Raw genomic sequence first — 14,141 nt, forward strand, 5'->3', positions numbered from 1 at the left:
AAAGCCATGAAATTAAGACATCTATTTATTATATGTTTACTTCCGCTTGCGCTGATTATGTCATGTAAGCGTACGGAAGACCCGATATTTGATAAGAATGCTTCGGCTCGTATGACAGAAGCTGTAGCGCATGCCCATAGTATCTTGCAGGCCAATAAGGCGGGGTGGCTTATGAAATATTTTCCAAGTGGTAACCGTGAATTCGGTGGGTACACATTGTTCGCTAAATTCATTTCAAATGCACAAGTGACACTGACCTCAGATGTAGATGAAGATATACTGACAAGCACATATTCAGTGCTGCCAGAATCTGGGGTTGTTCTGTCGCTGAATGGTTTCAATAAAATTGTACACATCTTTACGGAACCAGGTATGGATAATGGTGGTATTGGTGCTGATGATACAGGAATGAAGGGAGACTTTGAATTTATAGTATTAGAGGCAACCCCAGAAAAAGTCTTGCTAAAAGGGAAGAAAAGTGGAAATGAAATCGTTTTGCTACCATTGAATGGTAATGAATTTGACACCATGCCCTCCCAGTATCAAGATGCGAACGAAGAGTTTTTAGATTTTGGTGTTTTCAACCTAAAGAATAAAGCTGGAGAGCTCGTGCCGTTGACGTATAACATGCGGACCTTTCAAGATGCTTCGGATGCAAACAGTAAGCTTTTAACTTTTCGCGTAATTCCAGGTGGACTGGAGTTTTATGGAGAAGCAGAATTGGATGGTGTTAAATTTAGCTCCATGAAGTATGTAAAGCCTAATGCGGAGTATCGTTATGGATATTATACTGATGAGAGTGGAGCTATAAAAATTGTACCGAATGCAGCACCGCTGAATGTATGGTTTAGAGAAAACCTATGGTCTACCTCGATAAGCAATGTCGGAGCTACAGGTAAACCATACTGGAATACAGCAAAAACGAATTTGACCAACAATAAACTTACGCTAAACAATTATTATATTGGTACCTATAGTGGTATTCGTGGAATGGTTTATGTGATGCAGGGTGGAGCTCTTGCGGGCTTGATTACACATAATCTTGTTGTTATCCCAGATACTGAAGACCAGGTACGTATTTCTTTAGAGGGACAAATTTATAACCTTGGAGGAGGCTTTAGTGTAGCACAGTGGACAGCTGGATTGAATCAGTTAACAACGCCTTTTAACAATAGAACCTTTAGAATAACAGGCGATGGGTCAAATAAACCTAGAAGTATTTTGCTTACTGATACTGGTATACCGACAAATACGTTTCGACTTTATTTGGATGATATTGATGATCCGTTAAATAAATAATAGGTTTTATCTAAATTCTTATTGTTACTAATTAATTTGAAATGCGACACCTAATATTAGGTGTCGCATTTTCTTTTAAAGCCTCTCTTTATGATGTATTTTTTTGTTTATTAAAATAAAATTTTGATTTTTTTCATATATTACGAATAATTGACTTTTTGGCGGTAAAATTTCGATACAAATCACAATTATTTTGATTGTGATCCTTACAAGAGAAAAGAATGGGATTAAACCGGTCAGATCATGTTTTATATGAAAAATACTACAAGTCATTATGCTATTTTGCGTGGCAGATGGTGCATAATGAAATCTTAGCGGAAGACCTTGCGCATGATGCATTCCTGTCGTACTTCCAACATAAAAAGAAAATTTCCCAACATGAACTTGCCATTCGCTCCTTTCTCTACTCATCGGTCAAATTTGCCGTATTCAATCTGAATCGGAAAAGTAAGACAGTAGCTCGATTTTGGGACCGAACAGGTTTTCAAGAGCTTGATGATATCGACTACGAACATCAGGTTATTCGAGCAGAATTTATGCTTGCTGTTCAAGATCGTCTGGAGAAGCTCCCTGAAGGATGCCGGAGGGTCATGATTTTAAGCTATATCGAAGGGCTCTCCAACGATGAAATCGCACAAGAGCTCAAGGTAACTATTAATACCATCAAGACGCATAAAAAGCGTGGTCTGCGTGTATTACGGAAGACTTTAAGCCCCGAAGATTTTGCGAGTATACTCGTGGTGCTATTAGTCTAGTAATCGTTCCTTCAAAAAAAGTAAACTTCTTGTCACCCCACTTCAATGGCCTTGGTTTCATACTTATAGATGATGAAGACTGAGGCATTGCTAATATCGACTATTTTAATCAAGTGCTATGAGCGCAAACCATTGTTACGCTCAGAAAGTCGGCTCTTACATGCTTGGTTTTTTGAAAGTGAAAGAAATATAAATCTGTTTGAGGAATTGATGGAGAAAAAAGGAGAGGAAGAAGTTTATTGGCTTGAGCAGATTGATCTGGAGGTAACGTGGAGGCGGCTATGCACACGTCATGAATCACAGAAAACCCGATGGTTTCCGTGGCGGACAGTCGCCTCCATTACCCTAGTGCTTTCGACCGGAGGATGCTGGTATTTATTTTAACAAAGGGGATGAATAAAGAGGATTAACAGAGGGAAATTCAAGAATAACAAAACGCAATGGCTATGAAACAATTTTACGATAGACCCCAGTGAGAAAAGGAGGAAATATATCTTCTTTAGCAACTAAACAATTAAAAAATTAACCTTCATATAAAAATCAATGTATGACGAACTTCTTACTTGATAAGATGTGTAAGTACTGTATTATAGTGTTCTTACCATTATATAACCGAATTATAAGAGCAACAGGAGTACTCCTGTTGCTAACAGTGTCGACGACATTTGCAAAGGAAGATGCGAAAAAACACACTTCAGTAAAGGGAAAGAGCTCCCTGGCGGTAATAAGCACTGTGCTGCAACAACGAACGATTACCGGAAAAGTAACAGCCGATGAAGGGAGGCCGCTTGTAGGCGTCACCATTACCATTAAAGGACGATCTGCAACAACTATGACCGATCTCAATGGTAATTATACCATGCAGGTTGTCCCAGAAGATGTGCTTCTATTTCGATTTGTAGGATACCAACAACAAGAAGAGACAGTCGGAAATAGAACCACGATTAATATACAAATGCGATTTTTACAGAGTGAAATTGAAGAAGTTGTGGTAACGGGAATGGGGCAACGGGTGGATCGTCGGGTGTTTACGGGAGCTACTTCCAGGATATCCGGGGAAGATGCGCAGATTGGTGGATTGGCCGACCCCAGCCGAGGCCTTGAAGGGCGCGTATCGGGGGTGTCGGTACAGAATGTCAGTGGTACCTTCGGTACGGCTCCACGGATACGTGTTCGGGGAGCGACCTCGATCTACGGAAGCTCAAAGCCACTGTGGGTCGTGGATGGTATGATTATCGAAGACGTGGCGGATGTCAATGCCGATGAACTATCTTCGGGAGATGCATTGACGCTGATCAGTTCTGCCGTTGCTGGTTTGAATGCCAATGATATCGAATCGTTCCAGATCCTAAAAGATGGTTCCGCAACCTCGATTTACGGTGCACGCGCAATGTCTGGGGTCATCGTCATCACAACGAAACGTGGTACCGCCGGCAGAAGCTCCATTAACTATGCGGGAGAGTATACTTCGCGTGCCGTTCCAAGATATGGTGAGTTTAATATCATGAACTCCCAACAGCAGATGTCCGTGTATCAAGACATGTACAACAAAGGCTACCTTAGGCACGCCGCTACTTCCAATGCCTCATCAAGCGGGGTATACGGTAAAATGTATGAACTGATCAATACAAGTCAACTTTTCAATGACTTATATACCGACCAAGTCCATGTCAACGCCTTCCTTCGCGAAGCCGAATACCGGAACACAAATTGGTTTAAGGAACTGTTTAGTGCTAATCTACAGCATAATCACTCCGTGAGTATGTCCTCGGGGAACGAGAAATCACAGTACTATAATTCTATTAGTGCACTGGTCGATCCAGGCTGGACCAAGCGGAGCGGGGTCAACCGTTACACGGCAAACTTTAATGCCAATTATAACATCACAGACAAGATAAAGCTAAACATCCTTTCGAACGGATCGTACCGGGATCAACAAGCTCCAGGTACCTTGGGACAGTCAACGGACGTGGTGTGGGGAACTGTTCGGCGCGATTTTGATATTAATCCGTATGCATACGCGATGAATACCGCGCGGACCTTAGATCCCAATACGTTTTACACCCGTAATTATACACCGTTCAATATCCTGCACGAGCTGGAAAACAATTATATGGATATTGATCTCACCGAAGTGAAGTTCCAGGGGGATCTAAAGTGGAAGGTATTACCGGAGCTCGAGCTGGGTGCATTGGCCGCGATCCGTTACCAAACATCTACGCAACATCACCACGTTAAAGATCAATCCAATCAGGCGACAGCCTACCGTTGGATGCCTACCACAGCAATTAGGGATGCAAATACCTATCTCTATAAAGATCTTGACGACCCATATGCAATACCCATATCGGTGTTACCAGAGGGCGGGATCTATAATCGAACGGATCATAAGATGACAGACAAGCTTCTCCGTTTTACAGGGCAGTACAATAAGACGTTTGACAGAAACTCGATAAGTATCTTTGCTGGGGCTGAAATCAGTGATATACAGCGGTATAACTCTTGGTTCCGTGCGTGGGGCTTGCAGTATGACCTGGGCGAAAGTCCGTTTCCAAGCTACCTCGCGTTTAAGCAAGGTCAAGAGCGTAATTCACCGTATTATACGGTAGCAAACTCAACCTTGCGTCAGGTTGCTTTTTTTGCAAATGCAACCTATTCGTATGACGGTCGGTATGTCGTCAATGGAACGTTTCGGTATGAGGGAGCAAATAAACTGGGTAAAGCGCGTTCAGCGCGTTGGATGCCGACATGGAATATTTCCGGCGCCTGGAATGCGCATCAGGAGGAGTTTTTCGATAACTTCAGACCGGTACTGTCCCACTTGATGCTGAAAGCATCCTACAGTTTAACCGGCGATCGTGGCCCTACGTATGTAACCAACTCAAGTGCCGTAATCGGGCCTTATGTGCCTTGGCGGCCATCAACAAGAGATTACGAATCGGCCTTGCGGATCAGGGATCCCCAAAATAGCGAACTTACCTATGAGAAAAAGCATGAACTCAACCTTGGAGCCTCGATCGGTGTACTGTCGAATCGCTTAAATGTAGAATTCGATTGGTTTCAACGGAATAATTTTGACCTGATAGGTATCGTGAATACACAGGGGGGGAGTGGTTTTATTTCCAGATTCGGAAACATGGCCGAGATGAAGTCTCAAGGTTTAGAGTTGGGGTTGACCGGACATATTATTAAAAAAGAAGATTTTCAGTGGACATCGAACTTTTTTTATACCCATGTCACAACAAAAGTAACCAAATTGGATAATAGGGCGCGTGTGATAGATCTCATTACCGGTACGGGTTTTGCTGAAGTGGGCCGACCGGCCCGCGGGCTCTACTCTATACCTTTTGAGCGCCTTAATGATCAGGGGCTGCCCGTGTTTACGGGAGTCGGAGGGGAAGAGACCATTACAGGAATCTATTTCCAGGAGCGGGATAATAGGGGGTATTTGAAATATGAAGGTCCCGTTGACCCCAAGGGCTTTGGTAGTTTTGGAAATACCTTTAAGTACAAAGACCTGGCTTTAAATATTTTCGTGACCTATTCGCTGGGTAACGTGGCACGCCTGGATCCTGTCTTTAGCAATGAATACAGTGATCTGGTGGCTTCCCGACGCGAGATGGCTGATCGCTGGATGGTGGTCGGCGATGAGGCCTATACCAATATTCCAGCAATCGCTTCCCAACGATTGAATAATGTATATGGTGGCAACTTGAGGTATGCGTATAGCTCGTACAACTATTCGACAGCGCGGATGGCGAGTGGGAACTTTATACGGATGAAGGATGTATCGTTGACGTACGATCTGCCCAAACGTTTGATTGCCCCTTGGAAGATAAACTCTTTCGCGGTACGGTTCAATGCCACGAATCTCTTTTTAATATATGCGGATAAAAAACTGAACGGTCAGGACCCCGAATTTATGAACGTGGGTGGTGTTGCGGCGCCTATTCCAAGACAATATACTTTAACATTACGTGTAGGACTATAGGAATCAGATAGAACAAAGAAAACATGAAAGCATTAATATACAAATACTTGCTGCTCGTAATCATAGGGGGAGCGATAGGATTATCTGGCTGTAATAAATTTTTAGATGAACTACCGGATAATAGAACAGAGGTGGATTCGGAATTGAAGATAAAGAAATTACTCGTTTCGGCGTATCCCACTTCTTCCTACTTGGTGCCTTTTGAATTATCGTCCGACAATGTGGATGACTATGGTCCGTTAAACCCTTATGGCGGACGATTCTTGGAACAGATATTTCGATGGGAACGTATAACAGAAACAGGTACAGATAGTCCCACCATATTTTGGCAGGCTTGTTATAGCGCTATTGCCAATGCCAACGAGGCATTGGAAGCCATTGAGGCAATGGGCAATCCTGCATCCTTGAACCCACAGCGTGGAGAAGCACTGGCAGCGAGAGCCTACGCACATTTTCTATTGGTCAATATGTTCTGCCAACACTATGCGAAGCAGTATGCCGCGACGGATCTGGGGATACCTTACATCACGAAACCAGAAACAGAGTTGGTTGTAACGTATGAGCGAAAAAGTGTAAAAGATGTGTATGAAGCCATCCGTCGCGATCTTGAAGAGGCATTGCCCTTGATTGATGATACGAGTTATGGAACCACAACGAGCTTTCACATGAATGTTGCGACGGCCAATGCTTTTGCAGCGCGTGTGGCGTTGTATATGGAGGAATGGGAAGATGCGGTACGTTATGCCAACAAGGCCATCGGCGTAAATCCGAGAGCATTAATGCGGGATAATATTGGGATTGCGGCAAATGCTGTTAGTAGTGTCAGTGCTTTGGCGGTGTTTTATAACTCAAGTAACGAAAAGTCGAACCTGCTATTACAAACAGCCTACTCCAATCAAGGGTTGTATTTTGGCGCCTCTTATACGGGATCCCGATTCAGCCATGGCAACTTGATTGCAAGGGAGCAAACGTTCTTTGCGAATGGTCCTTTCGGCAGCTATTCTAATACAGGTTATCGGCCTCGGGTCTTTGTATATACCGGAACAAATCTGGATAAAACTTTGGTCCCCCGAGTATCCTACATGTTTGAATATACGGATCCCGTAGCAGGAATAGGCTACAGATGGGCGGTGTATGCCCCTTTTACCACCGAGGAGACCATGTTGGTCCGTGCTGAAGCATTGATCCATTTGAAACGATATGAAGAAGCGATCGTGGATATGAAGAGGTGGGTAGACAACAGTGTGGTCGACCCACCAGCTACCTTTAACATGGATAGTGTAAATGCATGGGCTGGGCGGACGAAATATTACACAGCGTTGAAGTCAACGCCAAAAAAGAAACTCAATCCGGAGTTCTTGATTGAGGAAGGTGTGCAGGAAAACATGCTACATGCATTACTGCATATTCGACGCTTGGAAACCATGCACTTGGGGCTGCGCTGGATAGATGTGAAGCGATATGGGATCGAGGTAGAACGTCGGGTAATAGCTTCTGGCGAGGTAGATGTGGTAGAAACGGCAACAAAACTAGAAAAACGAGATAAGCGCATGGCCTTGCAACTTCCCATAGAAGTGATTACGGCCGGTTTAACTCCAAATCCGAGATAAGATGAAAAAGAATATACATAAATTTACCATAGCCATTATACTGCTCTTTACATGGGCGTGTTCAGCGGATAAAATATCGCCCGATAGCGTATTTACCGACCTAAAAATCGACAAGAATGAACTGGACCTCTTTATTGAAGAACATTTTATAAAACCGTACAATGTCGGTGTAATCTATAAGTATGTCGATGGTGAGTCGGATATGAATTACAACCTCAGTCCCGCTACCTATGAAAGTGCCGTACGTATGACTGTATTATTTAAATACTTGGGTATTGAACCTTACGACGAGGTGACCGGGAGCACGGATTTTATTCGATCTTATTTCCCCAAATCCTTGAGCTATATCGGTTCGCCTGCCTATCGTAACAACGGAACGATGGTGCTGGGAACTGCAGAGGGTGGACGAAAGATAACCATGTACAATCTCAATGCATTGACCGCAGGTGCAAGTACGAATATTAACTATCTGAACAGAATGTATTTCAGGACCATACACCATGAGTTTGCCCACATTCTTAATCAGACGAAAGATTTTTCCAGATCATTCGATGAAATCAGTGCCGCAGGCTATGTCTCTGATGCCTGGAATACCGAATATGGAGAAAGCACTGGATTAATAGCCGGCTTTATATCGCCCTATGCATCCAAGGAAGCAAAAGAAGATTTTGTGGAGGTTTACTCTTTTTACATTTTGTTATCTCCCGAACAGTGGGAAGAGCGGGTAGCTAGAGGGGGAGAGGTAGGTCGTCCGATCTTGGAGCGGAAGTTAGAGATTGTACGGGCATACTTTCACAGCGTATGGAACATAGATCTCGATGAGCTGCGTGATGAGATACTGAAGAGACAGGCTAATCTACCCAACATAGATCAGTTGTCATTAAACTAAAAGTGTATGAAAAAGAGATATTTGCTTATATTATTTATTATTCCTTTTCTCTTGGTTTCATCCTGTAAGAGATTAGAAGACCCTATTTTTGATGAGAATGCCTCTGTTCGTATGACCGCTGCCGTTCAGGAAGCATATGCCGTGCTTCAAGGAAATAAAGCCGGCTGGATGATGAAGTATTACCCTAGTTCAGGACGAGAGTTTGGGGGATACACCATCTTTGCCAAGTTTATATCCAATGCGCAGGTTACTTTAACGTCGGATGTCAATACCGATGTCCTAACCAGCACGTATGCGGTGGTCCCTGAACTTTCTGCAACGCTCACGTTTAATGGGTACAACAAAGTGATCCATCTGTTTTCAGAGCCTGGCGTGGATAATGGTGGAATTGGAAATTCCGATACGGGAATGAAGGGGGATTTTGAATTTGTGATCCAAGAGGCGACACCGGAGCGTGTGGTGCTAAAAGGAAAGAAAAGTGGAAATGAGATCGTAATGCTGCCCTTGCAAGGTGATGAGTTCGAAACAAAGTCCGCAGACTTTTATAGAAATAGTGTGATGTTTTCGAGTTTGGAGAACTTTACCCTAGAGAGCGCCAGTGGTGAGATTAAACCATTGACATACAGCAGAAGGGTACTACGCGGACTGGCAGATGATAACAGTAGTGTTTCTTTTCGGGTTATACCAAACGGACTGGAGTTCTACGAGGAGGTGAAGATCGGGGGGGTAGCGGTCAAGACCTTAGACTTTGAGGGAGTACCGGGAGAACGTAGGGGTTTTTACACGGATAAAGATCGGACATTCAAAATCTATACATCCTATCAAGCCTTAAACACGTGGTTTGTAAACAATCGCTGGTCACTGTCCTATAACAATTTGGGAGCGTATGGAAAAGAATTATGGGATGTTACAAAGGTCAATTTTAAAAATAGAAATGTGGAGTTAAACAATGTTTATTTTGGGCCATACAATATGGTCTATGGTTTGATAGGCGTTTTTGACAATTCAGTTATAGCACTTTTTGTCTTCGATACTACTCTTTCCACTACGGATGGTGATATCTTAAGGACTGACTTCGGTGGTCGGTACTATTATTGGCAAGTAGAAGTATTTGACGTTAATAAGTATTGGTTTGGAGGACTGAACCAGATTGCTGCGCCATTTTTTACTACGGTTTTCCGGATAACCACAACAGATACTTCGAGTGCGCCGATCGAGCTACTGTTAACGGATGTCAATAATGCACAAAACACCATGCGTGTGACGCTGGCTCCGATCAACGACCCATTAAATAATTAAATCATAAAAAAGGAAAAGGGAGATCAATGTTTTTGACCTCCCTTTTCTATTTTATGTGTCTTGTAGACTTTTTCTATTTATTTGCTAAAATGCTGAGCTCTTGTGCTACACGACCTGCGATCTCATGGAAGGAAGCAACAACTTTATCATCGGCATCCAATAAAATTGGAAAACCATTATCACCCGCATCGGCAATAGATTTCACCAATGGGATTTCACCTAAGAAAGTGGTGTTATTATCTTCTGCTAACTTTTTACCACCATCTTTACCAAAAATGTGGTATTTGTTTTCTGGAAGTTCAGCCGGCGTAAAGTAGGCCATATTTTCAACGACACCTAGGATAGGCACATTAATACCTTCCATTTGGTACATCGCCATGCCTTTAATTGCATCTGCTAGCGCAACCTGCTGCGGTGTCGTAACGATAACAGCGCCCGAAATAGGGTAGGTCTGCGAAACCGTGATATGGATATCACCCGTGCCTGGAGGCATATCTACAACCAGATAATCCAGTTCACCCCAGTGGCTATCACCAAAAAGCTGCTTAATTGCCGATGTTGCCATCGGTCCACGCCAAGGAATAGGCTGGTTTGGATCCGTAAAAAAACCAATCGATAAGAGTTTTAGCCCAAATTTCTCGATTGGTAAAATTTTCGTTTTGCCATCTGGTGTATGCATAGACTCCGGACGTGCACCCTCTAGACCAAACATGATAGGTAACGATGGTCCATAGATATCAGCATCTAAAAGACCTGTTTTGGCGCCAGTCTCCGCTAGCGCTAACGCTAGGTTGCTCGCAACTGTCGATTTACCAACACCACCTTTTCCAGAAGAGACCAAGATAATATTCTTGATACCATCCAACTGATTGGTTTCGGTGCTGACAACACGCGCAGTCATATTGATCTCTGTCTCAACTTCCTTACCGATAAATAAGGCAATAGCATTGCGACAAGCATGTTCAATATGGCCTTTGAGTGGGCAGGCCGGTGTTGTAAGGACAACATCAAACTTTACTTTATTGGGTAATATTTCAATGTTCTGAATCATGTTCAAGGTTACCAAATCCTTCTTGAGATCCGGTTCCTCGACATGACCCAAGGCATGTAATACTTGTTCTTTCGTAATCATAATACTGTTGTATCCCGCAAATTTACGTAATTGCTTGGGATAATCATGTCATGCCTGTGTTGTTAAAGAAAATTAGCGAAAAACCTAGTTTATAGGTTGGTTTCTAGCTTCCATAATACGTTCAAACACCTGATCAATAAACAATACTGTGTCTAGGTTTTTGTCAAACTTCTTTTCATGGAAGAGCAAACTGTAGCCGTCCTCTTCTTTTAGGGCTACCAATTCAAACTTTTGCATTTCTAACCAGCTTGGTAGGATTTGTGCGTTTGATACTGCACAAGAAATTGTTTTTAATTTTCCCTCGTTCGATACACGGTAGTCTACCATTACAGGGCTAGAATTTGCTTTGGGGTAATTTATTAAGATATTATTTTTCATACGCATTTGAGATAATCGTAATATAGTGAAAATAAGTTAAATAAGCAAATTTATGACGGAGTGAAGGCTCATTTTATTGGTAATAATGGCAAATTTATCTAAGTTTAACCTGTGAAAAACATACACGAATAGAAAAGCAAGCGGAATGAAGTTGTTGAATGCCTTATCCCAGATTACACCTAAACAGAAGAAAGCAATTTATATTGCTTTGGCGGTATTGCTCGGGCTTATCCTAACCGCGTTGGCTGTGGGGTTAAGTGTGCGTGGGGCTATGCTAAAAAAGGCGATGACAAAGGCTGAGGGTGTTCTCTTACGTGATTATAATATTGATTTCAAAGTACGCGATTATCGCTTTACAGGCTTAGCGACGGTTACCTTCGATCATATCGAAGTTCTCCCTCGAGAGCGTGAACAACTGGCTGATATCAAGCAGATGGCCGTTACTGTTCGCTTATGGCCTCTTTTATTCGGTGATGTCAAAATTGGAAATCTGGTATTGAATAATGCCAAGGTGACGCTCGTTAAGAAGGATAGCGTAAGCAATTATGATTTTCTTTTTAAGAAGAAAGAAAAAGCAAAAGAGAAGGGAGACGATGAACGGAATTATGCGGCACTGATCGATGGGTTGATGAAAAAGGTCTTTTTCAAGATACCAAGCAATATGGAGCTCGATAATTTTGAGCTTTCCTATCAGGATGACAGCTTACAACAGCGTATACGGGTGCCGCGAGCAGAGATTGATGGAGGCGATTTTGAGACTAGTCTTTTTTTAAATGAACACGATGCACAATGGAACTTTTCGGGGCATGTAAACCCGGATAAGCAGCAATTGCTCGTGAAAGTCTCATCGGAACAGAAGCAGGTTGAACTTCCTTTGTTACGTCGAAAATTGGGATTAGGCGTTAGCTTTGATGAAGTGATGTTTGACCTACGTAAGGTAAAGCGTGAGGGAAGGGATTCACTTACCGTGGCAGGGAAATGGTCGTTCACCAACTTAAAAGTAAATCATCGAAGGTTATCCGAAAGGGATATTCTCTTGCCGGAGGGGCTGGGTGAAGGGCAGATAAATATCAGCCGGAATGCTTTAGAAGTGAATCCTGGAAGTACGATACAGGTGAAAGAGTTTGTGTTTCAGCCGTATCTAAAGTTTGTTCCAAAACCACATAAAACATTAGCTCTTTCAGTTCATACGGGGAAATTCGAGGCGGAGAAGCTATTTGATGCTATTCCAGAGGGACTCTTCCCTGCACTTGAAGGGATAAAGGTTTCAGGCCGAATAGCCTATGATTTAGATTTTTCGGTTAATTTCGATCAGCCAGATAAACTCGTGTTTTCGTCTAAGATGGACGATGCTGAGTTGAAAGTAATACAATGGGGGAAGGCCGATATAAAAACCATGAATACTGCTTTTACCTATGACGCTTACGAAGATAGTGTTTTGATGCGGCAAATTGTATTAGGACCACAAAACCCGAAGTTTACACCGTTGAACCAAATTGCTCCCATACTTAAAAAAACAGTTTTAAATACCGAGGATCCATATTTCTATCAACATAAAGGGTTTGAAGAGGAAGCTTTTAAACTATCGATAGTTACCAATATTAAGGAGCGTAAGTTCAAGCGTGGTGCAAGCACTATCTCGATGCAGCTAGTCAAAAATGTGTTCTTGAATAGGAATAAAACCATGATGCGTAAGTTCGAGGAGATTTTGCTGGTCTGGTTGATGGAAAGTTCTAGACAAGTTAGCAAGGACCGGATGTTAGAGGTGTATTTGAATGTGATTGAATGGGGAAAAAATGTATATGGCATTCAAGAGGCCGCGCACTATTATTTTGGCAAGAAACCGAGTGAACTTAATATTGGGGAAAGTCTCTTCTTATCGAGTATAGTTCCGCGTCCCAAAACGGGATTATCCTCTTTCGATTACACAGGACACCTCCTTCCGTGGGTACAACGGCATTTTAATACGTATGGGTATATTATGAATAAACGCGGACAACTTACTGACGAGGAAGTGCCAGAGTCTTATGGCTTCTATGGAGTGGTTCTGCAACCGGGCTTACGTCCTGCGCGCCCTATTGGCGTGGTCGATTCAGCTTATACCGATATGGATGAACAGCAGAACACAATCATTCGTGAGTTGGAACAGGAAGAGGCGATGCGTGCAAAATTGATGGATAAATTATTTGGCAAGGATTCAAACAATAAAAATAATGAAGAAAATTCAAATCGATAATTTATACTTTGAGGAGTTCATCGGGTACGAACAAATCCAAAAAGCGGTACGTCTTATGGGACTTGACATTAGCGTACAATATGCCGGTAAGAACCCTGTTTTTATTGGGGTATTGAATGGATGTTTTATGTTTATGGCCGATTTGATGAAATGTATTGAAATCCCTTGCGAGTTATCCTTTGTGAAGTTAACATCCTATGATGGAACAGCTCAGGGGGATATGATTCATGAGTTGCTAGGAGTTGGCATTGATTTAGCGAACCGTCACGTGATCATTATAGAAGACGTGATCGACTCAGGGAACTCTCTAAAACACACCTTGGAAGCATTAGAAAAACATAACGTAGCAAGTGTTGGTGTATGTGCTCTTTTGATGAAACCAGATTGTTTACAGTACGAGTTCGATAATATTATTCAAGTGGGTTTCGAAATAGAGAAGGAGTTTGTGGTGGGGTACGGTCTGGATTACAATAGACAGTATCGAAACCTTCCTGATATTTATAAAAATGTACCGATCTCCCGCTAAGTGGAGATTGGAGGAAATTCAAGTCT

The 14,141-nt window shown here is 42.6% G+C and carries 11 protein-coding genes; 9 read left to right on the plus strand and 2 right to left on the minus strand.

Annotation, left to right across the window (positions count from 1 at the left end):
* The first annotated feature begins 6 nt into the window (after positions 1–6).
* From E2P86_RS01865 to E2P86_RS01895, 7 genes are all read left to right on the plus strand, one after another.
* The gene (locus E2P86_RS01865; protein ID WP_085472409.1) at positions 7–1,299 is read left to right on the plus strand and encodes a DUF4302 domain-containing protein; all 1,293 of its coding nucleotides are present in this window, start codon (positions 7–9) and stop codon (positions 1,297–1,299) included.
* A gap of 221 nt (positions 1,300–1,520) precedes the next feature.
* Positions 1,521–2,054, plus strand: coding sequence for an RNA polymerase sigma factor (locus E2P86_RS01870; RefSeq protein WP_085472408.1), 534 nt, complete (start codon positions 1,521–1,523; stop codon positions 2,052–2,054).
* A gap of 69 nt (positions 2,055–2,123) precedes the next feature.
* Positions 2,124–2,438: a hypothetical protein gene (locus E2P86_RS01875; protein ID WP_085472407.1), complete on the plus strand. Its 315-nt coding sequence runs from the start codon at positions 2,124–2,126 to the stop codon at positions 2,436–2,438.
* 163 nt (positions 2,439–2,601) lie between these two features.
* Positions 2,602–6,045 carry a SusC/RagA family TonB-linked outer membrane protein gene (locus tag E2P86_RS01880; protein WP_134430393.1) on the plus strand — a complete coding sequence of 1,148 codons (3,444 nt, stop codon included), beginning with the start codon at positions 2,602–2,604 and terminating at the stop codon, positions 6,043–6,045.
* Between the two features lie 23 nt (positions 6,046–6,068).
* The gene (locus tag E2P86_RS01885) at positions 6,069–7,655 is read left to right on the plus strand and encodes a RagB/SusD family nutrient uptake outer membrane protein (protein WP_085472406.1); all 1,587 of its coding nucleotides are present in this window, start codon (positions 6,069–6,071) and stop codon (positions 7,653–7,655) included.
* 1 nt (position 7,656) lies between these two features.
* Positions 7,657–8,544 carry a zinc-binding metallopeptidase gene (locus tag E2P86_RS01890; protein WP_085472405.1) on the plus strand — a complete coding sequence of 296 codons (888 nt, stop codon included), beginning with the start codon at positions 7,657–7,659 and terminating at the stop codon, positions 8,542–8,544.
* A 6-nt stretch (positions 8,545–8,550) separates the two neighbouring features.
* Positions 8,551–9,843 (plus strand): DUF4302 domain-containing protein, encoded by a 1,293-nt coding sequence (locus E2P86_RS01895; protein ID WP_085472404.1) that lies wholly within the window; start codon positions 8,551–8,553, stop codon positions 9,841–9,843.
* Between the two features lie 73 nt (positions 9,844–9,916).
* On the opposite strand, the gene E2P86_RS01900 is transcribed toward E2P86_RS01895, so the two are convergent.
* Together E2P86_RS01900 and E2P86_RS01905 are read right to left on the minus strand one after the other, a co-directional pair.
* On the minus strand, positions 9,917–10,975 hold the full coding sequence (locus E2P86_RS01900; RefSeq protein ID WP_134430396.1) for an Mrp/NBP35 family ATP-binding protein: 1,059 nt from the start codon (positions 10,973–10,975) through the stop codon (positions 9,917–9,919).
* Positions 10,976–11,059: 84 nt separating this feature from the next.
* Entirely contained in the window at positions 11,060–11,353 is a 294-nt protein-coding gene (locus E2P86_RS01905; RefSeq protein ID WP_134430399.1) for a hypothetical protein, read from the minus strand.
* A 145-nt stretch (positions 11,354–11,498) separates the two neighbouring features.
* Here E2P86_RS01905 and E2P86_RS01910 point away from each other — a divergent pair, with 145 nt between their 5' ends.
* Together E2P86_RS01910 and E2P86_RS01915 are read left to right on the plus strand one after the other, a co-directional pair.
* Positions 11,499–13,589, plus strand: a complete 2,091-nt coding sequence (locus E2P86_RS01910) for a transglycosylase domain-containing protein (protein WP_134430402.1) — start codon at positions 11,499–11,501, stop codon at positions 13,587–13,589.
* Complete coding sequence (locus E2P86_RS01915) at positions 13,567–14,115, plus strand: phosphoribosyltransferase (RefSeq protein ID WP_134430405.1); 549 nt, start codon at positions 13,567–13,569, stop codon at positions 14,113–14,115. The genes E2P86_RS01910 and E2P86_RS01915 overlap by 23 nt, the downstream gene beginning before the upstream one ends.
* Positions 14,116–14,141: the final 26 nt, after the last annotated feature.

The sequence above is a fragment of the Sphingobacterium psychroaquaticum genome (genome assembly GCF_004421025.1).
GTDB lineage: Bacteria > Bacteroidota > Bacteroidia > Sphingobacteriales > Sphingobacteriaceae > Sphingobacterium > Sphingobacterium psychroaquaticum.